Source organism: Neorhizobium sp. T25_13, assembly GCF_002968675.1.
Lineage (GTDB): Bacteria > Pseudomonadota > Alphaproteobacteria > Rhizobiales > Rhizobiaceae > Neorhizobium > Neorhizobium tomejilense.
Genome location: NZ_PVBI01000017.1, coordinates 82748 through 105885, shown reverse-complemented (window position 1 = coordinate 105885; position 23138 = coordinate 82748). Strand labels below are relative to the sequence as shown.

The window sequence follows — 23138 nt, the reverse complement described above, 5'->3', positions numbered from 1 at the left end:
CCCTTGTGGGGAGGGTGGCCGGCAGGTGGGAGGGGTTTTCATGCTGGATGAAGTCCCCTCCCCAACCCCTCCCCACAAGGGGGAGGGGCTCCACGCGCCGTCCCATACATTCATAGGCGATCCGCTTGAGGTGGGGGTGGCTCGGCTCGCGGGCTTCCTCAAACAGCAGATTTTCCAAGCTTGGAAGCGCCCGGTAGCCAGGTGCTCAGCCTAGGCTGCCGCCGTCGCCTTCTTCTTGGCCACGCGCGCACGGATCGACTCGATGTCGGCCTTCGGCGTCGCCTTGAAAAGCGTGCGGGTATAGTCGTGCTTCGGGTCGGAAAACACCTCTTCGCGGGTGCCGTATTCCACGGCCTCGCCGAAATACATCACCATCACCTCGTCGGCGATGTAGCGCACGACGGAGAGGTCGTGGCTGATGAAGACGTAGGTGAGGTTGAACTCGTCCTGGAGATCGGCGAGCAGGTTCAGCACCTGGGCCTGGACCGAAAGGTCGAGCGCCGAAACCGGTTCGTCGAGCACGAGAAGCTTCGGGTTCATCATCAGCGCGCGGGCTATCGCGATGCGCTGGCGCTGACCGCCCGAGAACATGTGCGGGTAGCGGTTATAGTGCTCCGGGCCGAGGCCGACCTTCGTCAGCATTTCGCTGGCGCGGTCGCGGCGTTCGCCGGCCGACATGTCGGTGTTGATCGCCAAGGGTTCGCCGAGCACATCGCCGATCTTCTGGCGCGGGTTCAGTGAGCCATACGGGTTCTGGAAGACGATCTGCACCTTCTGGCGCATTTCCTGGGTCAGGTGGCCGGGGCGGGTATCGACCTTCTTGTTGTCGATCAGCAGATCGCCGCCGGTCGGTTCGTCGATGAAGGTCAGCATGCGTGCAAGGGTGGATTTGCCGCAGCCGCTTTCGCCAACGATCGCCAGCGTCTTGCCGCGTTCGAGCTTGAAGGAAACGCCCTTCACCGCATGGATGATCTTCTTCGGCTTGAAAAGGCCGCCCGGCAGTTCGTAATCGCGCTTGATGTCGCGCACTTCGAGCATGGTGTTATCGGTCATATTATTGCTCATGCGCGTGCCTCCGGCGCGGGTTCCGGATTGCCGTCGAAGAAGGCGGAAACGGTGGTGAGGCGGTCGCCGGTCGCGTTTTCCGGCAGGGCCGCCAGCAGCGCCTTGGTATAGTTGCTCTTCGGGCTCTCGAAGAGGGAAAGCACATCGGCTTCCTCCATCTTGCGGCCCTTGTACTGCACGATGACGCGGTCGGCGGTCTCGGCGACGACGCCCATGTCATGGGTGATCATGATCAGGCCCATGCCGTTCTTGGCCTGCAGCGCCATGATCAGGTCGAGAATCTGCTTCTGGATCGTCACGTCGAGCGCGGTGGTCGGCTCATCGGCGATCAGCAGTTTCGGATTGCAGGCGATCGCGATCGCGATCATCACGCGCTGGCACTGGCCGCCCGACATCTGGTGCGGAAAGTGGTTCAGCCGCTCTTCCGGGTTGGGCAGGCCGACCTGGCTGAACAGCTCGATTGCGCGGGCGCGACGGGCTTTTGCGTCGAGGCCGAGATGGATGCGCAGCACTTCCTCGATCTGGAAGCCGACCGTGAAGCACGGATTGAGGCTGGCGACCGGCTCCTGGAAGATCATCGCGATATCCTTGCCGATCAGCTTGCGGCGCTCGGCCGGGCTGATGTTCTGGATGTCGCGGCCTTCGAAGAGCATGCGATCGGCGGTGATCTTGGCGGTCCACGGGAGCAGTCCCATGACGGCGAGCATGGCGACGGACTTGCCGGAGCCGGATTCGCCGACGATTGCCAGAACCTCGCCCTTTTCGACCGAGACGGAGACGCCGTCGACGGCGCGGAACCAGCCGGTTGCGGTTTCGAATTCGACGATGAGGTTATCGATTTGCAAGAGCGCCATGATCAGGACCTCTTCAGTTTCGGGTCGAGCGCATCGCGCAGGCCGTCGCCCATCAGGTTGATGGCGAGAACGGTGACGAGAATGGCGACGCCGGGGAAGGTGACGACCCACCAGGCGCGCAGGATGAATTCACGCGCTTCGGCAAGCATCGTGCCCCATTCCGGTGCCGGCGGCTGGGCGCCCATGCCGAGGAAGCCGAGAGCGGCTGCATCGAGAATGGCGTTCGAGAAGGAGAGCGTCGCCTGGACGATCAGCGGCGCGGTGCAGTTCGGCAGGATGGTGCGGAACATCAGGCGCAGCGGCCCGGCGCCGGCAAGCCTTGCGGCAGTCACATAGTCGCGGGACTTCTCGGCCATCACGGCGGCGCGGGTGAGGCGCACGAAATGCGGCTGCAGGGTGAGCGCGATGGCGATCATGCCGTTGGTGAGGCTCGGCCCGAGGATCGCGACGAGCACGAGGGCGAGCAGCAGCGACGGGAAAGCGAGGATGATGTCCATCAGGCGCATGATGACGGTATCGATCCAGCCGCGGTAATAACCGGCGATCAGGCCGACGATGATGCCGCCGGTGAGCGACAGCGTCGTCACGAAGACGCCGATGAACAGCGAATACTGCGCGCCATAGATCAGGCGGGACAGGATGTCGCGGCCGACAGGATCGGTGCCGAGTAGATAGGACGGGTTGCCGCCCTCGGCCCAGGCCGGCGGAAGCAGGGCGAAATCGCGATACTGCTCGAACGGCGAATGCGGGGCGATGAACGACGCGAAGATCGCCACGATGACGAGGGCGACGAAAATGATGAGGCCCAGAACGGCGCCGCGATTTTCGGAAAAGTAGAACCAGAACTCGCGGAGCATCTGGCGGCGCATCGCGGCGCTGGAAACCGGTTCGGCGATCTTGGTAACAGTGGTATCGGCCACGGGATTTTCTCCTTCTTGATGCCGGATCAGTGTCGGATTCTGGGGTTGATCAGGCCGTAGAGCAGATCAACGATGAGATTGACGAACATGATGATGGCCGCGATCAGGAGCAGGCCGCCCTGGATGACGGCGTAGTCGCGGCGGAAGACGCTGTCGACCATCCACTTGCCGATGCCCGGCCAGGAGAAGATCGTTTCGGTCAGGATGGCGCCGGCGAGCATGACGCCGATCTGCAGGCCGATCGTGGTGATGACCGGGATCATCGCGTTGCGCAGTGCATGGATGCCGACGACGCGGAAGGGCGAGAGGCCCTTGGCGCGGGCGGTGCGGACGTAGTCTTCCGAGAGCACCTCCAGCATGGCGGAACGCGTCTGGCGGGCGATGACCGCGAGCGGAATGGTCGCAAGCACGATCGACGGCAGGGCAAGATGGCTGATCGCCGAGGCGAAGGCGCCCTTCTGTCCCGACAGCAGCGAATCGATCAGCATGAAGCCGGTGACCGGCGGGAAGAAGAACATCAGCGAGATGCGGCCGGAAACCGGGAACCATTGCAGGGTGCCGGAGAACAGGATGATCAGCAGCAGGCCCCACCAGAAGATCGGCATCGAATAACCGACAAGCGCGATGCCCATCAGCCCCTGGTCGAAGATCGAACCGCGTTTGATCGCGGCGATCACGCCGGCCGGAATGCCGAGCGCGACGGCGATGACGATGGCACAGAAGGAAAGCTCCACGGTCGCCGGAAACAGCGCCCAGAACTGGTCGAGGATCGGCTTCTTGGATACGATCGACGACCCGAAATCGCCGGTCAGCACGCCGCCGAGATAATCGAAATACTGGACGACCAGCGGCCGATCCAAGCCGAGCTGTGCACTGATCTGGGCATGCCGCTCCGGCGACATGACACGTTCGCCGGAAAGAAGCGCAACCGGATCACCCGGCAGAAGTCGGATAAATGAAAAAGCAATGATCGAGACCCCGATGAAAGTCGGGATCAACACGGCGATACGCCGCAACAGGAAGCCAAACATTCGAAACCTTCGTGGTTTTTGGTTCGTGGCCGATTCACGGTTTTGTCAAGCCATGAAGACGGCAATCGTGGCGTCTTCGCCAAATTTTGGCGTCTCATAAGAAAATGCCGCGGGAAACGCAACGCGTCCCGCGGCAAAATCGTCGTGAAGCAGAAATTACTGCGCGATATCGACCGCTTCGAAGGTGAAGTCGCCGAGCGGGCTCTGGGTAAAGCCGGTCACGCCCTTGCGCATCGGTACGACCGAGAGGGAGTGATCGATGGTTGCCCAGGGAGCGTCCTTCTTGAAGATCGCCTGAGCCTGTTCGTAGAGCTTGGTGCGCTCGGCCAGGTCGGAGACGACCTTGGCCTTCTTCACCAGGGCGTCGAACTCCTTGTTGCACCACTGAGCGCGGTTGTTGCCGCCGACAGCATCGCAGCCGAGCAGCGTATCAAGGAAGTTGTCCGGATCGCCGTTGTCGCCGGTCCAGCCCATGATGGCGGCGCCATCGCGGTTCTTGTCCTTCGAACGCTGCAGGTATTCAGCCCATTCGAAGGAAACGATCTCGACCTTGACGCCGATCTTGGCAAAATCGTCCTGGATGATTTCGGCCGCGCGGCGGGCATTCAGCATGTAGGGACGCGAAACCGGCATCGCCCAGACCTTCATGGAAAGGTCCTTGACGCCTGCGTCGGCGAGCATCTTCTTGGCCGCTTCGAGGTCGTACGTGTCGTCCTGGGTGGCCTTGCTGTAGGACCACATGGTCGGCGGGATCGGGTTGACGGCAGGTGTCGCCATGCCCTGGAAGACGGAATCGACGATCGCCTTCTTGTTGATCGCCTTGTTCAGCGCCTTGCGGACTTCCAGCTTGTCGAACGGAGCCTTGGTCGTGTTGTAGGCGAGATAGGCGACGTTCAGGCCTTCCTGCTCCAGAACCTGGAGGCTGGGATCAGCCTTCATGGCCTTCACATCGGCAGCGTTCGGATAGGGCATCAGGTGGCATTCGCCGGCCTTGAGCTTCTGGTAACGAACGGCAGCGTCGGTGGTGATCGCGAATACGAGGTCGTCGATCTTCGGAGCCGGGCCCCAGAAATCGGCGTTCTTCTTGAAGCGGATGACGGCGTCCTGCTGGTAGCCGACGAAGGTGAACGGACCGGTGCCGACCGGCATCTGGTTCAGCTGTTCCTTCTTGCCGGCCTTGTCGAGGCTGTCGGCATATTCCTTCGACACGATCGAGGCGAACGGCATGGCGAGGTTGGCGAGGAACGGTGCTTCCGGACGGTTGAGCGTGACCTTGACGGTCAGGTCGTCGACCTTCTCGATCGACTTGATGAGCTTCGGAAAGCCCATGCCATCGGCATATTCCCAGGTCGCGCCGGAAATGTACTTGTTCCAGGCGTTCTTCTCGTCGATCTGGCGGCCGATCGAGAAGACGACGTCGTCGGCGTTCAGGTTGCGGGTCGGCTTGAAGAAGTCGGTCGTCTGGAACTTGACGTTCGGACGCAGCTTGAAGGTGTAGACGGTGCCGTCAGCGGAAATCTCCCAGCTCTGGGCGAGGCCTGCTTCCGGCTGGGTCGTGCCCGACTTGAACTCGAGCAGGCGATTGTAGATCGGATGCGCCGAAGCGTCGAAGGTCGTGCCGGCGGTGTAGATGCCGGGGTCGAAGCCTTCCGGAGAACCTTCCGAGCAATATACGAAGGTCTTGGCGCTGGCGCCGCTTGCGAAGAATGTTGCCGACAGCAGCGCTGCGGCAAGGGTGAGTTTATATTTCATTTGGATCTCCCGATGACCTGTGGCCGGCTTATACGCCGTGCCCGGTGGATGTCTTCAGCTGGAATGGCGCGTATATAGCGCCCAACGACTGGTATTCCCGTGTTCACCTCCTGGCCGGCGATATTTCGCTGCGGCCGGCCTACAAAATGCGTTTCTCCTGGCGGGTCCGCGACGGCCTTCTGACCGCGCATGCCCCTGTTACCTGATTCCGATCAACGGCCTCCCGCCGTATCGAATTTCACGCCCGCTTCATTCTTTAGAAAATTTTCCACAAAATTGGCCAAATCTCGGTGCATTCTTATTGGTTTCGGCGCGTTTCGTAGATTTGCCTGCGGGCCGTGGCGCGGGAGCATAACGATTATGATCCGGTTGTCGAGATACTAACATTCGCGTATCAATCACATCCGTATTCCTTCCGCCCCATCCCTCCGCACAGCCTGTTTTTGCTGCAATGCCGCATTGCCATCGGCCAGGAATTGGCTACGGTTCGGACCTTCCGACCAGCATAGATCTATCGAGGCAATGGTTTCATGACGACAGGCAATTCCAATCTCCCGCTCGTTTGGGATTTCATCGACCGCAAAAAAGAGGTCTTCACGGAACTCGCGGACCGCGTTTGGGAGACGCCGGAAACCTGCTACATGGAGACGCTTTCGGCTGCCGCGCATCGCGAGATGCTGGAGGCGCAGGGCTTCAAGATTACCGAAAACGTCGCCGGCATTCCGACCGCGCTGATCGGCGAGGCGGGCGAGGGTGGTCCGGTCATCGCCTTCCTCGGCGAATACGATGCGCTGGCCGGTCTCAGCCAGAAGGCCGGCGTCACCCGGCATGACCCGACGACCCCTGGTGCCAACGGCCATGGCTGCGGCCACAATCTTCTCGGTTCCGCATCGCTGCTGGCCGCGACCGCGCTGAAGGATTGGCTGGAAAAGACCGGCACTCCCGGCCGCGTGCGATACTACGGCTGCCCGGCGGAAGAGGGCGGCGCCGCCAAGGCGTTCATGGTGCGGGCCGGCGCCTTCGAGGACGTCGACATCGCGATCAGCTGGCACCCGAGCAATTTCGCCGGCGTGCAGCGGGAGACCTCGCTTGCCAACTGCCGGATCGACTTCACCTTCACGGGTCGCGCCGCGCATGCGTCCGCCGTGCCCGAACTCGGCCGCAGCGCGCTCGATGCCGTCGAACTGATGAGCGTCGGTGTCAATTATATGCGCGAGCACATGCCGTCCGAGAGCCGCATCCACTATGCGGTCCTGGATAGCGGAGGCATCTCGCCGAACGTCGTGCAGGCGCATGCCAAGGTGCGCTACGTCGTTCGCTCCGCTGACCTGCCCGGGCTTTTCACCCTGATCGAGCGCGTCAAGAAGGTCGCCGAAGGTGCGGCGCTGATGACCGAGACCAAGGTCGAGAGCACGATCCTGGCCGGTGTTTCCAATCTCGTCGTCAACACACCGCTGATGGACGTCATGCAGGACGTCTGGGACAGCATGGGCCCGCCGCCGTTCGACGCGGCGGATATCGAGTTCGCCGAACAGATCCGTGCCACGCTGACGCCGGAAGACATTGCGGCGAGCTGGAACCAGGAGCGCCTGGAGCAGCGGGATATCCCGCTTGCCGACTTCATTCTGCCGGCGCACACCGAAAACCGCCAGATGGGCGGCTCGACCGATGTCGGCGACGTCAGCTGGGTCGTGCCGACCGTGCAGGCCTATGGTGCGACGCTCGCCGTCGGCACCCAGCTTCATACCTGGCAGGTGGTGGCGCAGGGCAAGAGCCCGCTTGCCCACAAGGGCATGGTTTCCGTCGCCAAGGCGATGGCCGCGACCGGACTGGCCGCCATGACAAGCGACCAGCTCCGCGAGGCGGCCTGGGCCGATCTCAAGAAGCGGCGCAAGGGACAGGACTACAAAAGCCCCATTCCGGCCGGCGCCGAACCCCCGGTCGCGGCAATGACGCTGAAATGACCAAATAAACTGATCGACGCGTCAACTATTTTGAACGGTCGACCTCTCTGAAAACGGCGATTTGGGCTGTCCAATATCGCCGTTTCCGCCTATGAAATTTATGCGCCGTTGCGTGTCTCACAGGAGGTCCGTCGTGACTATTCAGCCCAATTCCATCGAAGCCCGGGACAAGGCTTACCAGCTCCACTCCTACACCAATGCCCGCGCGCTGGAGCGTGACGGATCGCTGGTGATCGACCGCGGCGAGGGCATCTATGTCTACGACGTGAACGGCAACAAATATATCGAAGGCATGGCGGGGCTCTGGAGCGTCGGCGTCGGTTTCGGCGAAAGCCGGCTCGTCGAAGCGGCCGCGAAGCAGATGGCGAAGCTCCCCTATTACCATACCTTTACGCTCCGCAGTCACGGCCCGTCGATCGATCTTGCCGAAAAGCTGATCCAGATGGCGCCGGTGCCGATGTCGAAGGCCTATTTCACCAATTCCGGTTCCGAAGCCAACGACACCGCCATGAAGATGGTCTGGTATCGTTCGAACGCGCTCGGCAAGCCGGAAAAGAAGAAGATCATTTCGCGCATCAAGGGCTATCACGGCGTGACGATCGCCAGCGCCAGCCTCACCGGCCTGCCGAACAACCACCGCTCCTTCGACCTGCCGCTCGCCGGCGTCTTCCACACGACCTGCCCCCATTACCGCGCCTTCAAACAGGAAGACGAGACGGAATCGGCCTTCGTCGAGCGTTGCGCCAAGGATCTCGAAGACCTGATCCTCAAGGAAGGTCCCGAGACCGTCGCCGCCTTTATCGGCGAGCCGGTCATGGGGGCGGGCGGCGTCATCGTTCCGCCGGCCGGTTACTGGGATGCCATCCAGAAGGTGCTCAGGAAATACGACATCCTGCTGATCGCTGACGAGGTGATCTGCGGTTTCGGGCGCACCGGCGAGATGTTCGGCACCACGACCTATTCCCTGCAGCCGGACATCATGACGCTGTCGAAGCAGATTTCGTCGTCCTACCAGCCCATCTCGGCGCTGCTGATCAACGAGAACGTCTACGGACCGCTTGCCGACGAATCGGCGAAGATCGGCACGTTCGGCCATGGCGTGACCGCGGCCGGCCATCCAGTCGCCGCGGCGGTCGCGCTGGAAAACCTGGCGATCATCGAAGAACGCGATCTCGTCGGCAATGTCCGGGCGCTGGCGCCAAAGTTCCAGAGCCGGCTGAAGGCGCTGGAAAGCCATCCGCTGGCGATCGAAGCGCGCGGCGTCGGCCTCATCGGTGCCCTGGAACTGAAGCCACGCGACGGGTTCGCGGCCGGCCAGCTCGGCCCTAGGCTGCTGGCGCTCATGCTCGAAAAAGGCCTGATTTCGCGGGCGATCGGCGACTCGCTGGCGCTCTGCCCGCCGATGATCATCAACGAGCAACAGATCGACACGATCTTCGACACGTTCGAAGCTTCGCTCGAGGTCTTCGAGAAGCAGTTCGCTGGCTGATACCTGCCGGAGCCGCGCTAACCTATTGGTGCGGCTCCGATTGCGATTGCGCGAAGCGCGCCTATATTGCTCGCCATGCTGGATCTCATCGAACCCTATTGGCCGCATATCCTCTTCGTTTTGTCGGTCCTGATGGGGGCCGCAGCTGCGATTCACGCAGCGATGACCAAGGAAGAAGTCCGCTCGGCGATCGGCTGGGTCGGCGTCATCGTTCTGTCTCCGATCGTCGGCGCGCTGCTTTACCTGGTCGCCGGGATTAACCGCATCCGACGTTCGGTGATCAGCGACCGCCGCGCGCTGCTGCAGGGAGAAATCCGCGCGCATGTGGTTTCCTATGACGCGACGAACAACCTGATCATCGAGGATTTCGGACACCGCTTCCGGGCGATGAAGACGCTCGGCGACCGGGTGACGCGCCACCGGCTGACGACCGGCAATACGATCGTCGCGCTCGATACCGGCGACGAAGCCTATGGGGCGATGCTGAAGGCGATCGCCAAGGCGAAACGCAGCCTCATCCTCGAGACCTATATCTTCGACCGGGACAGGATCGGCATCCGGTTCGCGGAAGCCCTGATTGCCGCGGTCAAGCGCGGCGTCGAGGTGCGCGTGCTGATCGATGCGGTCGGTGCCCGATATTCGGTTCCGAGCGTGCTCGGCATGCTGAGAGACGGCGGCGTCACCGCCGATGTCTTCAACGGCAACGTCATCATGGGGCTGCGTCTCCCTTACGCGAACCTGCGCACCCACCGGAAGATCCTGGTCATCGACGGTCGGGTGGCGTTTACCGGCGGCATGAACATCCGCGAAGGTTTTTCGAGCGAATTCAGCGGCAACAAATGTTCGTTCGACACCCATTTCAAGGTAACCGGGCCGGTTGTCGCCGACCTGTTCGCAATTGCCGCCGCCGATTGGCGATATGCCGCCGACGAGGCCTTGGAGGGCGCGGCCTGGGCGCTGCAGGCGCCGGAGACGGAGGCCGGTTCGCCGGTCATCATGCGCGCCGTTTCCTCCGGCCCCGACCGGAGCGTCGAGACGAACCACAAGATGCTGATGGGCGCGTTTTCCGTGGCGCGCTCCTCGATCCGCATCGTGTCGCCCTATTTCCTGCCGGACCGCGAACTGATCACCGCGCTCGTCACGGCTGCCCGGCGCGGGGTGGAGGTCGATATCGTCGTGCCGACCGCCAACAATCTCGTTCTGGTCGATCGGGCGATGACCGCCCAGTTCGACCAGATGCTGAAGAACTACTGCCGGATTTGGCGGGCGTCCGGCCCGTTCAACCATTCCAAGCTTCTGGTGATCGATGGACGCTGGGCCTATGTCGGTTCCTCGAACCTCGATCCGCGATCGCTGCGGCTCAATTTCGAGGTCGACCTCGAAGTCCTGGACTGCCCTTTCGCGGAAGCTTTGGAACGAAGGATAGATCTGGCCATTTCTTCCGCAACCGAAGTGACGCTCGATGGGTTGATGGCAAGGCCCTTCCTCGTGCGCCTCATCGAACGCGTGTTCTGGCTTGGCTCACCCTATCTCTAGTTGCTGGATAGATGGGTCGCTTGCCCTATAAATTTCATTGATCGGCGGATAGTCAAAAGAACCATGCGGGAAAAACGTCCCAACCTTCCGAAAAGCATTCTGGCTTCCATCCGGGCTCGAAGGAACCGCGGCGCCGGAACGCATGAGGGGCGCGAACGGGGTCACGGCATGCTGATCGCCTCCTATAACGTTCACAAATGCGTGGGTATCGACGGCAGGTTCGATCCCGCCCGCACCAGCCACGTGATCCGCGAGATCGGCGCCGATGTGATTGCGCTGCAGGAAGCGGATTCCCGGTTCGGCGAGCGACGCGGCCTGCTCGACCTCGCGTGGATGGAGCGGGAGACGGGGCTTTTTCCGGTGCCTGTTTCCGGCGTCGCCAAGGCGCATGGCTGGCATGGCAATGTGATCCTCTTTCGCGAAGGCCTGGTGCGCGACGTTCATCAGGTCAAGCTGCCGGGGCTCGAGCCGCGCGGTGCCTTGATCACCGAACTGGAGCTCAAGGACGGCAGCGCATTTCGGATCATCGCGGCCCATCTCGGCCTGCTCAACCGTTCGCGTCAGCAGCAGGCCCGCATGATCCTCGACATTCTGCGTTCGCGTGACGAGCAGCCGACCGTGCTCATGGGCGATCTCAACGAATGGCGGCTTGGCGACCGTTCTTCCCTGAACACGCTTGCGACCGTGTTCGGTCTCCCGGCTGCGGTGCCGAGCTTTCCCTCGCGCCTGCCTGTCCTGGCCCTCGATCGCATCATGGCGAACCAGCCCGGGCTGATCGATGCCGTCGAAACCCATGACAGCCCGCTTGCGCGGCTTGCCTCCGACCACCTGCCCATCAAGGCGGTGGTGAAGCTCGGTTCCCTGCCGTTGTCCCAAGGAGCGGAAGCCGGCTGAACCGATCTTTTCCGGTCTTTACCGAAACGGAAACCGCCGATAGGTTTGCGGCCTCGCCGCCTCGCCCTCCGAACGGAATTTCCCGCATGACCGATATTGCCATGATCGAAGCCGCCCGTGCCCGTCTCGACGGCCACGCACGCCGCACCCCGCTGCTGTCCTCGCCCTTCCTTGACGACATCGCCGGGCGGCGCATCTTCGTGAAGCCGGAATGCCTGCAGCACACCGGTTCGTTCAAGTTTCGCGGCGCCTGGTCGGCGATCTCGGCGCTGTCGCCCGACGTCCGGGCCAAGGGCGTGATCGCCTTCTCGTCGGGCAACCATGCCCAGGGCGTGGCGCTGGCGGCCAGGATGCACGGCATTCCGAGCGTGATCATCATGCCGTCCGATGCGCCGCGCATCAAGATCGAGAATACCCGCGCCTATGGCGCCGACGTCGTGCTCTATGACCGGCTCAACGAGGATCGCGATGTGATCGGCGCGCGGCTGTCGCAGGAGCGCGGTCTGACGCTGATCAAGCCGTTCGACGAGCCGCTGGTGATCGCCGGCCAAGGCACGACCGGGCTTGAAATCGCCGAACAGGCCGGGGAGGAAGGCATCGAGAAGGCCGACGTGCTGGTGCCGACGGGCGGCGGCGGCTTCATTTCCGGCGTCGCGCTGGCATTGAACGCCAAGGCGCCCGGTTTCGTTGTCCACCCCTGCGAACCGCAAGGCTTTGACGACGTGACGCGGTCGCTGGCCTCCGGACAGATCGAGCGCAATGCCACCCAGGGCGGTTCGCTCTGCGATGCGATCGTCACGCCGCAGCCCGGCAACATCACCTTCCCGATCATGTCGCGGCTTTGCGGCGCGGGTCTCGTGGTGACCGACGACGAAGCGTTGCATGCGGTGGCGCTTGCCTTCAGCCGGCTGAAGATCGTCGTGGAACCCGGTGGGGCGGTGGCATTGGCGGCTGCTCTTTTCCATGGCGAGACGCTGGGCGATACGGTGATTGTCGTCTGCTCGGGCGGCAATATCGACCCGGATATCTTCCGTCTGGCGCTGGATCGTTTCGGCGCCTGAAGGGCTCGCGAGGGGCTTGGGTATAATAAACCGTTAAACACCCGGAAGGGCCGTTAAGAAAAAAGGATTTTCTACGGAACTGGCGGCAGGTTGGAACATTATCTCTATCGGCTTGGTAGAGATAAGCTAGGATAGGCTGAACGTCCGAAAAGGGCGAGAGCAGAACCCGGGAGACATCCAATGCGTCATATTGAGCATCAGACACGGTCTTTCGCAAACCGCGGTATCGCGGGCAAATGGCAGTGGGCGGCGAATACCGTCCTGGTGACGGCAGCCTTCATCTTCGTCGGCGCCGTGACACTCGGCCTTTTCCCATGAGGCCTTCGGGCTTCGCCTTTTGAAATTCGGGCTTGGTCCCCCAAGACCGAAAACACCTCCCGCGCTTCGCCGCCCGGGAGGTGTTTTCGTTTAAGGGCCTATTTCGCCGGGAGATAGGCTTCGGCAAGCTCCACCCAGAAGCTCGTTCCGATCGGCAATGCGTCGTCGTTGAAGTCGAAACGCGGGTGGTGCAGCGGCGGGTCGTTATCGGTGCGCCTGGTGCCGAGCAGGAAATAGGTGCCCGGCCGTTCGGCCAACATATAGGCGAAATCCTCTGCGCCCATGGACGGGCGGGGCAAGTCGACGACCTTGTCCTCGCCGATGACACGACGGGCGAGGTCGCGGACGAAATCGGTTTCCGCCTTGTGGTTGACGGTCGCCTCGTAACCGCGCTTGTAATCGAGCGTGACGCTCATGCCGTAGCTGGCGGCCTGGCCCTCCGCGATCATCCGGATGCGCCTTTCCAGCTCGTTGCGGACGTCCGGGTCGAAGGAGCGGATGGTGAGCAGCATTTCCGCCCGCTCGGGAATGACGTTGCTCGCCATGCCGGCATGGAAGGCGCCGACGGTGATCACCATCTGGTCGAGCGGGTGGATGTTGCGCGAAGCGATCGTCTGCAGCGCCATGATGATGCTCGCGCCGCAGACGATCGGATCCGACGTATCCTGCGGCTCGGCGCCGTGGCCGCCGTGGCCATTGACCGTGATGCGGCATTCGTCGACCGCCGCCATCATCGGGCCTTCCTTGACGCCGATCTGCCCAAAGGCGAGGCTGGGATCGTTATGCAGGCCGAACACGGCATCGCATGGGAAGCGCTCGAAGAGGCCATCCTCGATCATCAGTCTCGCGCCGCCGAAATTCTCCTCCGCCGGCTGAAAGATCAGATGGATCGTGCCGTCGAAATTCTTCCTCTCCGCAAGGATCCTGGCGGCGCCCAGCAGCATCGCGGTGTGGCCGTCATGGCCGCAGGCATGCATCAGGCCTTTGTTCCTGCTTGCATATTCGGCGCCGGTCTCTTCCTCGATCGGCAGCGCGTCCATATCGGCGCGGATGCCGATCGACCGGCCGCCGGTGCCGTTCTTCAAGGTGGCGACAACGCCCGTCTTGCCGAGGCCGCGGGTGACTTCATATCCGAGGTCCGCCAGCTGCCTGGCGACGAAATCGGATGTGTTGAACTCCGAGAGGCCGAGCTCCGGATATTGATGAAGGTAACGGCGGGTGGCCACCACATCGGCCATGTCATTGGAAAACTGGATCGTCATTGCTCAAAACACCGAAAGTTCGATTGGATTGGTTGCGGGGCACGACGAGATCGCCCTTGTGTCATGAGATGAATAGCAGCGCGGCCTTTGGAAGGTAACCCTCGGTGTTAAATTTTGCTCGGTTGGGTTGCCGCAAGACGTTCTGGCGCGCCTGTTGCGCAAGTGCGGAATTCCTCGAATTATCAAGGGCCTGCTTCCGTTCAGGTTTCATTCAGGCTAGGCTCGATAGAGCCGGAATATGTGTCAATCCGCAGGAAGTGAGCAATAGATTCCAGTCAGTCATTTGCAATATCCGGACTGCTCTCTATTTCCCATCCTCGCGGGCTTGCATCCTGCCGGTCACCATAATCCAAATGATGACTGGCGCTTCCGATGCAGGCCGAGTAAGGCGAGGCCGACAAACCCCTCAGAGTTTTCAGCAGAAGCCCGTATCCATGTCATTTCACACTCCGCCGTCAGCTTCCTCGCGCGAAACCGAAGCCAAGCAGATCGATCACAACGATTCGATCCGCTCGACCTATTTCAACATCGATGCATTGCGGGAATGCGGCGAGAAACTCGGCAAGGAGGGCACGCCCAGCTTGCCGGGCCTGATGGAGTTCGAGTTCTTCAAGCGGCATCATGAAAACGAGAAGGAAATCCTGCGGGTCTATCGGGCGACTGCGACCGACGTCGATGCCGGCGCGTCGATTACGCCCGCCGCCGAATGGCTGCTCGACAATTATTACATCGCCGAAGAGGCGATCCAGGAAGTCCGCCGCGACTTCCCGAAAAAATTCTTCCGCCAGTTGCCCACGATGACGGTCGGCGGCCAGGAATTGCCGCGTGTACTGGTGCTCGCCTGGCTCTATGTCGCCCATACGCACAGCAGCGTTTCCCGCGAGGCGCTGGCCGCCATGGTCCAGGGTTTCCAGGTCAAGGAACCGCTCGAGATCGGCGAGCTCTGGGCGCTGCCCTCGTTCATCCGTTTCGTGCTGATCGAGAACCTGCGCCGCATCGCGACCCGCGTCGATCGCTCGCGCAACATGCGCCGCCGCGCCAACGAGACGGCCGACGAGATCATCCGCCTCAATAACGAGGAGGCGAGCGCCGATGTCCTGAAGGGCATCGAGAGCCTGACGAACGACAATACGTTCACGGCACAATTCCTCTATCGCCTTCGCAACGCCTCGCAGACATCGGGGTTTGCGGTCGCCTGGCTCGAGCAGCGGCTCGAACAGGCGGGCACCGACGTCGAAGAGGTGATGCTCGCCGAGCAGAACCGCCTTTCGTCTGGCAACGTGACGATGGGCAACATCATCAAGAGCCTGCGCGAGATCGACGATACGGAATGGAGCGTCTGGTTCGAAGACGTCTCGCAGATCGACAAGATCTTCCGCCTGCGCACCGATTATCAGGCCCTCGATTTCGGCTCGCGCAACGCCTATCGCAACCGTATCGAACAGATTGCCCGCCGCTCTCGCAAGAGCGAGGCCGAGGTTGCGGAAGCTGCCATCCAGCTCGCCGAAAAGGCGTCGGCGGAAGAAAATGCCGATCCTCGCGAGACCAATGTCGGCGCCTTCGTCGTCGGCCGCCGCCGCCGGGAGCTGGAAGCGGCCGTCGGTTACAATCTGCTGTTCGTCCAGAAGGTTGTCCGTCTTGTCCGCCGCCTCAACTGGTTTGCGATCGCCGGCCCGGTCATCCTCATTACCGTTCTCGCGATGGCGATCGCGGGCTGGTTCCTGGTGCAGGCGGATATTCCGCTGCCGGTCGTCTTCTGCTTCCTGCTGATGTTTGCGCTGCCGGCTTCCGAAGGCGCAACCGGCCTGTTCAACACGCTGGTGACCTATGTGGTGAGGCCGGCGCGGCTGGTCGGCTACGAATTCAAGGAAGGCATTCCGGAAGCGGCAAGAACGCTCGTCGCCGTACCCTGCCTGATCACCGACCGGGATACCGTGGACGAGCTCGTCCGCAACCTCGAGGTCCACTATCTCGCCAATCCGCATGGCGAAATCTACTTCTCGCTGCTCAGCGACTGGCGCGACAGCAAGTTCGAGGAGACCGATACCGACCTCGAAATCCTCGATTATGCGAAGCGCGAGATCGCGGCGCTCAACGCCAAGTATGGAGAAGACGGCAGGGTGCGCTTCTATCTGCTGCATCGCCGTCGTCTGTTCAATCCCGCCGAAGGCGCATGGATGGGCTGGGAGCGCAAGCGCGGCAAGCTGCATGAGCTCAACATGCTGCTGCGCGGCGATCGCGATACCAGCTATCTTACAGGCGCCAACACCGTGCCGGCCAACGTCCAGTATGTCATGACGCTCGATGCCGATACCCGCCTGATGCGCGATGCGGTGACCAAGCTCGTCGGCAAGATGCACCACCCGATCAACCAGCCGGTGCTCGATCCGAAAACCAATCGCGTCATCCACGGCTATGGTCTGATGCAGCCGCGCGTGACGCCGTCGCTGACGACCGGCAAGGAAGCTTCGGTCTTCCAGCGCGTCTTCTCCGTAGGCCGCGGTCTCGACCCCTACGTCTTCACCGTCTCCGACGTGTATCAGGACCTGACCGGCGAAGGCAGCTTCACCGGCAAGGGCCTCTATCACGTCGATGCCTTCGAGGCCTCGCTCAAGGGCCGGATCGACGAGAATTCGGTCCTCTCGCATGACCTTCTCGAAGGTTCGTTCGCACGCTGCGCTCTCGTCACCGACGTGGAACTGGTCGAGGACTTCCCGGTTCGCTACGAGGTCGAAGTCTCGCGCCAGCATCGCTGGGCCCGCGGCGACTGGCAGCTCCTGCCCTACATCCTCGATCCCAAGCGCGGCGTGACTGCGCTCGGCCGCTGGAAGATGGTCGACAACCTGCGCCGGTCGCTGACCCCGATCGCCTGGTTCTTCGCTTCCGTGCTCGGCTGGTATTTCATGGATCCGCTCGGCGCGCTGATCTGGCAGATCCTGCTGATCTTCTCGCTGTTCGTCGCTCCGACCCTCAGCCTGGTCACCGGCCTCCTGCCGGGCTCCACCGACATCGTCCCCGGCGCGCATTTCTATTCCGTCTGGTCGGACATGCGCTCCGCCAACGCGCAGGTCGCGCTCCGCGTCGTCTTCATCGCGGATTCCGCCTGCATCATGACCGATGCGATCGCTCGGTCTCTCTACCGCCTGTTCTTCAGCCGCAAGCTGATGCTGGAATGGCGCACCGCCGCCTCGATCCAGTCGAGCGCGCAAGGGAGCCCGCAGGATTATTACAAGACGATGTGGCATGCGCCGGCGATCGCCGTGCTCAGCATCATCCTGGCGGCCATGCCGGGCGACAACGCGTTCCTGGTCGGCATCCCGTTCGCCGTGCTGTGGATCTTCTCGCCGCTCGTCGCCTGGTATGTCAGCCAGTCGGCCGAGACCGAAGACCGGCTGTTCGTGCCGGAACCCGTGTCGGTCGAACTGCGCAAGATCGCCCGCCGCACCTGGCGGTATTTCGAGACCTTCGTGACGGCAGAACAGAACTACCTGCCGCCGGACAATTTCCAGGAGAAGCCGAACCCGGTCATTGCCAAGCGGACGTCGCCGACCAATATCGGCGTCTACCTGCTGTCGACGATCTCGGCGCGGCATTTCGGCTGGATCAGCTTCACCGACACGATCGAGCGCATCGAGCAGACGATCTCGGCGGTTGAAAGAGCCGACAAGTTCCGCGGCCACATGTACAACTGGTATCATACCGACACGCTGCAGCCGCTGATGCCTCGCTACGTCTCGTCGGTCGACAGCGGCAACTTCGCCGGCCATCTGATCGCCATCTCGTCGGCCTTGCGCATCTGGGCCGAGGCACCTTCGGCGCACCTTCAGGGCAATCTCGACGGTATCGGCGACGTTTGCGGCATTCTGGCCGAAACGCTGAAGGCTCTGCCGGACGACCGCAAGACCGTGCGCCCGCTGCGTCGCCGTCTGGAAGAACGTATCGTCGGCTTCGGCAACGCGCTTGCCGCGGTGAAGCGCGAGCATGAATTCGCCTCGATCCGGATCATCAACCTCGCCGTGCTTGCCCGCGACATCCAGAAGCTCGCGGTCAACCTCGACCAGGAAGTCCGTTCGGCGCAGAGCGACGAAGTTACCCGCTGGACGGCGTCTCTCGTCGCCGCCTGCGAGGTGCATATCGCCGACAGCGTCTTCGACAATGCCAATATCGAATCGCTGCGGGAGCGGCTCGGCGTGTTGCGCGACCGAACCCGCCGGCTCGCTTTTGAGATGGATTTCAGCTTCCTGTTCCGCAAGGAGCGTCGTCTTCTGTCGATCGGCTATCGCGTCGAAACCAACGAGATCGACGAAGCCTGCTATGACCTGCTCGCATCCGAAGCGCGCCTGACCAGCCTGTTCGGGATTGCCAAGGGCGACCTGCCGACCGAGCACTGGTACAAGCTCGGCCGCCAGGTGGTGCCGATCGGTGCGCGAGGCGCCCTGGTCTCCTGGTCCGGCTCGATGTTCGAATACCTCATGCCGCCGCTCGTCATGCAGGAGCGCCAGGGGGGCATTCTCAACCAGACCAACAATCTGATCGTGAAGGAACAGATGAACCACGGCCGCCGCCTCGGCACGCCATGGGGCATCTCGGAAGCGGCGTTCAACGCTCTCGACCATCAGATGTATTATCAATATTCGAACTTCGGGGTGCCGACGCTCGGCCTCAAGCGCGGTCTCGGGCAAAACGCCGTCATCGCTCCCTACGCGTCGATCCTGGCCAGCCAGTACGACCCGATCGCCGCTTCGGAAAACCTGACAGAACTGCGCTCGCTCGGAGCGCTCGGGGTGTTCGGCTTCTATGACGCGGTGGATTTCACGCCGACCCGCGTGCCGGAAGGCAAGCGTTATGCGGTAGTGTTCAACTATTATGCCCACCACCACGGCATGTCGATCGCCGCGATCGCCAACGTCGTGATGAACGGCCTGCTGCGCGAGCTCTTCCATTCCGACCCGACCATCGAGGCTGCCGAACTGCTGCTGCAGGAAAAGGCGCCGCGCGACATTCCGGTGATGAGCGCCAAGCACGAAGAAACCCCCGGCAAGGGCCAGGGCGAACTGTTGCGCTCGGAAATCCGCACCATCACCAACCCGGCCACCAAGGATCGGGAACTGGCGCTGCTCTCCAACGGTCACTACTCGGTCATGCTCACCGCGACCGGCTCGGGATATTCCCGCTGGAACGGACTGTCTGTCGCCCGCTGGAAGCCCGACCCGACCGAAGATCGCTGGGGCCAGTTCCTGTTCCTGCGCGACACCACGAACGGCGAATGGTGGTCTGCCACCGCCGAACCGCGACGTATCGAAGGCGAAAAGACCAGGGCGATCTTCTCCGACGAACGGGCTGAATTCCACAAGACGGTCGGCGACCTCACGAGCACGGTCGAATGCATCGTCGCCAGCGAACACGATGCCGAAGGCCGCCGCCTGACGCTGCTCAACATGGGTACCGAGGATCGCTTCATCGAAGTGACCTCCTATATGGAACCCGTGCTGACCACCGAGGACGACGACAACGCCCACCCGGTCTTCCAGCGGATGTTCGTCCACACGGAAATCGGCCGCCGCGGCGACGTCATCCGCGCTTGGCGTAACAAGCGCGCGCCGAACGAGCCGGACATGGTGATCGCCCATCTGGCCGCCGACAATGCCGGTTCGGCTCGCCCGACCGAATTCGAGACCGACCGCCGCAAGTTCCTCGGCCGCGGCCGCACGCTTTCGGAAGCTGCAGCCTTCGATCCCGGCGCGACGCTGTCGGGTACCGACGGCTTCACGCTCGATCCGATCCTGTCGCTGCGCCGCGTCGTGCGGGTGCCGGCCGGCAAGAAGGTGAGCGTCATCTTCTGGACGATCGCAGCGCCCAAGCGCGAGGAGCTCGATCAGGCGATCGAACGTTATCGCCATCCGGATGCCTTCCAGACCGAGCTCACGCAGGCCTGGACACGCACGCAGGTGCAGATGCGCCATCTCGGCGTCTCGTCGCAGGATGCGGCGGCGTTCCAGCACCTGGCGCGTTATCTCATCTATCCGGACATGCAGCTGCGCGCCGACCAGGCGACCATCCACGCCGGTATGCAGCAGCAGTCGTCGCTCTGGCCCTCGTCTGTTTCGGGAGACTTCCCGATCTTCACGCTGCGCATCAACGACGACAACGACATGCCGGTCGCCAAGGAAGCGATGAGCGCCCAGGAATATCTGCGCTCGCGCGGCGTCATCACCGATCTCGTGATCTTCAACGAGCGGGCGGCCTCCTACGCACAGGAAATGCAGCAGGCGCTCGAACATCTCTCCGAAAGCGCCCGCCGCCTCAGCCAGCAGGAAGGCCAGCGCCAGCATGTCTTCTCGCTGCGCCGCGACATCATGGATGACGAAGGTTCGGAAGGCCTGATCGCCGCATCCCGCGTGGTTCTGCACGCCCGCAACGGCAAGATCAGCGACCAGCTCAACCGCACGGCAACGATCTTCGCGCCGCCGAAGGACCAGCAGATCGAGGTCGATCGTCGTCCGCTGCTGAACGGCGAGATCTTCCAGCCTCCGGCTCCGATCGAGGCGCCGGCGGATCTCGACTTCTGGAACGGTTTCGGCGGTTTCACCAAGGACGGCAGCGAATATGTGGTGCGCCTGCACGGCGGCCAGTCGACGCCGCAGCCGTGGATCAACATCATCTCCAACGACAAGTTCGGCTTCCACATTTCGGCGGAAGGTTCAGGCTTCACCTGGGCCAAGAACTCCCGCGACTATCAGCTGACGACCTGGACCAACGACATGGTCATCAACCGTCCCGGCGAAGCATTCTACATCGCCGACCGGGATAACGGCGCTGTCATGACGCCGTTCGCGGTTCTGTCGCGCAAGCCGGAGGTCAAGTTCGAAGCCCGGCACGGCCTTGGTTACTCCGTCTTCTCGAGCGAAGAAGAAGGCCTGAAGATCAGGCTGACCCAGACGGTCGACAGGACAAGGGCGGCAAAGGTCTCGTCCATCCTCCTCCATAACGGCGGTTCGGAAACCCGCAGGCTGCGCGTCTACGGTTATGTGGAATGGCTGCTCGGCGCCAATCCGGCCCGGTCCATCCCGTTCATCCTTTCCAGTCGAGACGAGGAAACGGGGACGCTCTTCGCCACCAACTCCTACAGCATCGACTACCGCCGCTTTGCCTTCATGGGCATGAAGGAGACGCCGGTCGGCTTCACGGCGAGCCGCCGTGAATTCATCGGCCGTTTCGGTTCGATCCAGATGCCGGCGGCGGTGATGTCCGCTTCCGCGCTCGGCAACGCTCTCGATCTCGACGGCGACCCCTGCGCGGCGCTCGCCTACGACATCGAGCTCGCGCCGGGCGAAGAGCGGACGGTGACCTTCTATCTCGGCGATGCCGATACGAAGGAAGAGGCCCAGGCGCTGGCGGCCCAGCTGCGCGGCGAGGAGTTCGCTCCGATCCTCGCGGCGAACCGCGACTTCTGGACCGGCTTTACCGGCCGCCTGAAGATCTCGACGCCGGACAAGTCGCTCGACAACATGGTCAACCACTGGCTGCCCTACCAGGCGCTCGGCTGCCGCATCATGGCCCGCACCGCCTTCTACCAGGCATCCGGCGCCTTCGGCTTCCGCGATCAGCTGCAGGATACCTTGGCCTTCCTGGTGCACGAGCCGTCGCTCGCCCGCCGCCAGATCGTCAACGCAGCTTCGCGGCAGTTCAAGGAAGGCGATGTGCTGCACTGGTGGCTGCCCGGCTCCGGCGCCGGCGTCCGGACGATGATCTCCGACGACGTCGTATGGCTCGCCTACGGTATCCACCAGTATGTCTCGGTAACCGGCGATGCATCGCTGCTCGACGAGGAACTGGCGTTCATCGATGGTCCGGTGCTCGAAAAGAACAAGCACGACTCCTTCTTCCAGCCGACTATCTCGACTGAGATCGCGACTGTCTACGAGCATGCGGCAAGGGCGCTGGACCTGGCGATCACGCGCACCGGCGACAAGGGCCTGCCGCTCATCCTCGGGGGCGACTGGAATGACGGCATGAACCGCGTCGGCATCGGCGGCCGCGGCATGAGCGTCTGGCTCGGCTGGTTCCTGGCCGCGGCGCTGCGCAACTTCCTGCCCTATGCGGAAGCCCGCAAGGACAAGAAGCGCATTCAGCGCTGGACGGATCATATCGAGACGCTCAAGCAGGCGCTCGAAAAGGCCGGCTGGGACGGCACCTACTATCGCCGTGGCTATTTCGACGATGGCTCACCGCTCGGCTCGAGCACCAGCGACGAATGCCGCATCGACTCGCTTGCCCAGTCCTGGAGCGTGCTCTCGGGCGAAGGCGATCCGGAGCGTGCCGCCCAGGCGATGGATGCGGTGCTCGAAAAACTGGTCGACAGCCAAGCGGGCATCATTCGCCTGTTCACGCCGCCGTTCCAGGATACCCGCAAGGACCCGGGCTATATCAAGGCCTATCCGCCGGGTGTTCGTGAAAACGGCGGCCAGTATACCCATGCGGCGATCTGGGTCGTGCTGGCGCTGGCCGCGCTGAAACGGGGCGACGATGCCTGGAAGTGCTTCCAGATGCTGAACCCGATCAACCATGCGCTGGACCGCGACTCGGCCGAGACCTATCGCGTCGAACCCTATGTGGTCGCGGCCGATGTCTATGGTCACGGTTCCCATACCGGCCGCGGCGGCTGGACCTGGTACACGGGTTCCGCGGGCTGGCTCTACCGTGCGGCGACCGAGGGCATCCTCGGCATCCGCCGCCAGGGCGACCGGCTGTTCGTCAATCCGGCGCTGCCGACCGACTGGGATGGCTTCACCGCCGAACTGACCATCGACGACACGGTGCACAAGATCACCGTTGAAGGCGACAAGGTCACGATCGACGGTCAGGCGGTCAATGAAACGGAAGGTTTCCTTCTTGCCGGAGCCGCTGCCAAGCGTCTGCCGGAACCGGCCAACAGCTGAGACCTCGGCCGACCGGGAAGCTGAAACTGTCAAAAGAAAACCCGCCGCCATGC

13 protein-coding genes are annotated in these 23138 nt (G+C 62.6%); 7 read left to right on the top strand and 6 right to left on the bottom strand.

Annotated features, from left to right (window positions below; all coding sequences use genetic code 11):
- Positions 1-210: 210 nt before the first annotated feature.
- From C5J22_RS27700 to C5J22_RS27680, 5 genes are all read right to left on the bottom strand, one after another.
- The gene (locus C5J22_RS27700; RefSeq protein WP_371412678.1) at positions 211-1065 is read right to left on the bottom strand and encodes a dipeptide ABC transporter ATP-binding protein; all 855 of its coding nucleotides are present in this window, start codon (positions 1063-1065) and stop codon (positions 211-213) included.
- Entirely contained in the window at positions 1062-1919 is an 858-nt protein-coding gene (locus C5J22_RS27695; RefSeq protein WP_080955217.1) for an ABC transporter ATP-binding protein, read from the bottom strand. Before C5J22_RS27695 ends, C5J22_RS27700 begins: the two co-directional genes overlap by 4 nt.
- 2 nt (positions 1920-1921) lie before the next feature.
- Positions 1922-2788, bottom strand: coding sequence for an ABC transporter permease subunit (locus C5J22_RS27690; protein ID WP_105440875.1), 867 nt, complete (start codon positions 2786-2788; stop codon positions 1922-1924).
- 77 nt (positions 2789-2865) lie between these two features.
- Entirely contained in the window at positions 2866-3870 is a 1005-nt protein-coding gene (locus C5J22_RS27685) for an ABC transporter permease subunit (RefSeq protein WP_046637329.1), read from the bottom strand.
- Positions 3871-4026: 156 nt separating this feature from the next.
- Positions 4027-5622: an ABC transporter substrate-binding protein gene (locus C5J22_RS27680; protein ID WP_105403811.1), complete on the bottom strand. Its 1596-nt coding sequence runs from the start codon at positions 5620-5622 to the stop codon at positions 4027-4029.
- 530 nt (positions 5623-6152) lie between these two features.
- Between C5J22_RS27680 and C5J22_RS27675 the strand changes: the two genes are divergently transcribed.
- The 6 genes from C5J22_RS27675 (at position 6153) to C5J22_RS31395 (ending at position 12884) form a co-directional block, all read left to right on the top strand.
- Positions 6153-7586 carry a M20 family metallopeptidase gene (locus tag C5J22_RS27675; protein ID WP_105430725.1) on the top strand — a complete coding sequence of 478 codons (1434 nt, stop codon included), beginning with the start codon at positions 6153-6155 and terminating at the stop codon, positions 7584-7586.
- Between the two features lie 133 nt (positions 7587-7719).
- Positions 7720-9075, top strand: coding sequence for an aspartate aminotransferase family protein (locus C5J22_RS27670; RefSeq protein WP_105440869.1), 1356 nt, complete (start codon positions 7720-7722; stop codon positions 9073-9075).
- Positions 9076-9150: 75 nt separating this feature from the next.
- Positions 9151-10611 (top strand): cardiolipin synthase, encoded by a 1461-nt coding sequence (gene cls, locus C5J22_RS27665; protein WP_105403814.1) that lies wholly within the window; start codon positions 9151-9153, stop codon positions 10609-10611.
- A 63-nt stretch (positions 10612-10674) separates the two neighbouring features.
- On the top strand, positions 10675-11505 hold the full coding sequence (locus C5J22_RS27660) for an endonuclease/exonuclease/phosphatase family protein (RefSeq protein ID WP_046637333.1): 831 nt from the start codon (positions 10675-10677) through the stop codon (positions 11503-11505).
- A gap of 86 nt (positions 11506-11591) precedes the next feature.
- Positions 11592-12566, top strand: coding sequence for a threonine/serine dehydratase (locus tag C5J22_RS27655; protein ID WP_105440868.1), 975 nt, complete (start codon positions 11592-11594; stop codon positions 12564-12566).
- Between the two features lie 180 nt (positions 12567-12746).
- Complete coding sequence (locus C5J22_RS31395; protein WP_172746018.1) at positions 12747-12884, top strand: hypothetical protein; 138 nt, start codon at positions 12747-12749, stop codon at positions 12882-12884.
- 98 nt (positions 12885-12982) lie between these two features.
- Here the strand turns inward: C5J22_RS31395 and C5J22_RS27650 are convergent, their stop codons facing one another.
- Positions 12983-14146 (bottom strand): M20 aminoacylase family protein, encoded by a 1164-nt coding sequence (locus C5J22_RS27650; protein WP_245440557.1) that lies wholly within the window; start codon positions 14144-14146, stop codon positions 12983-12985.
- Between the two features lie 353 nt (positions 14147-14499).
- Here C5J22_RS27650 and C5J22_RS27645 point away from each other — a divergent pair, with 353 nt between their 5' ends.
- Positions 14500-23085, top strand: a complete 8586-nt coding sequence (locus C5J22_RS27645) for a GH36-type glycosyl hydrolase domain-containing protein (RefSeq protein WP_371412677.1) — start codon at positions 14500-14502, stop codon at positions 23083-23085.
- Positions 23086-23138: the final 53 nt, after the last annotated feature.

Excerpts from the sequence above, each read along its gene's own strand:
- C5J22_RS27700 (WP_371412678.1), bottom strand. The coding sequence starts at position 1,065 with ATGAGCAATAATATGACCGATAACACCATGCTCGAAGTGCGCGACATC.
- C5J22_RS27695 (WP_080955217.1), bottom strand. The coding sequence starts at position 1,919 with ATGGCGCTCTTGCAAATCGATAACCTCATCGTCGAATTCGAAACCGCA.
- C5J22_RS27690 (WP_105440875.1), bottom strand. The coding sequence starts at position 2,788 with ATGCGCCGCCAGATGCTCCGCGAGTTCTGGTTCTACTTTTCCGAAAAT.
- C5J22_RS27685 (WP_046637329.1), bottom strand. The coding sequence starts at position 3,870 with ATGTTTGGCTTCCTGTTGCGGCGTATCGCCGTGTTGATCCCGACTTTC.
- C5J22_RS27680 (WP_105403811.1), bottom strand. The coding sequence starts at position 5,622 with ATGAAATATAAACTCACCCTTGCCGCAGCGCTGCTGTCGGCAACATTC.
- C5J22_RS27675 (WP_105430725.1), top strand. The coding sequence starts at position 6,153 with ATGACGACAGGCAATTCCAATCTCCCGCTCGTTTGGGATTTCATCGAC.
- cls (WP_105403814.1), top strand. The coding sequence starts at position 9,151 with ATGCTGGATCTCATCGAACCCTATTGGCCGCATATCCTCTTCGTTTTG.
- C5J22_RS27660 (WP_046637333.1), top strand. The coding sequence starts at position 10,675 with ATGCGGGAAAAACGTCCCAACCTTCCGAAAAGCATTCTGGCTTCCATC.
- C5J22_RS27655 (WP_105440868.1), top strand. The coding sequence starts at position 11,592 with ATGACCGATATTGCCATGATCGAAGCCGCCCGTGCCCGTCTCGACGGC.
- C5J22_RS31395 (WP_172746018.1), top strand. The coding sequence starts at position 12,747 with ATGCGTCATATTGAGCATCAGACACGGTCTTTCGCAAACCGCGGTATC.
- C5J22_RS27650 (WP_245440557.1), bottom strand. The coding sequence starts at position 14,146 with ATGACGATCCAGTTTTCCAATGACATGGCCGATGTGGTGGCCACCCGC.
- C5J22_RS27645 (WP_371412677.1), top strand. The coding sequence starts at position 14,500 with ATGATGACTGGCGCTTCCGATGCAGGCCGAGTAAGGCGAGGCCGACAA.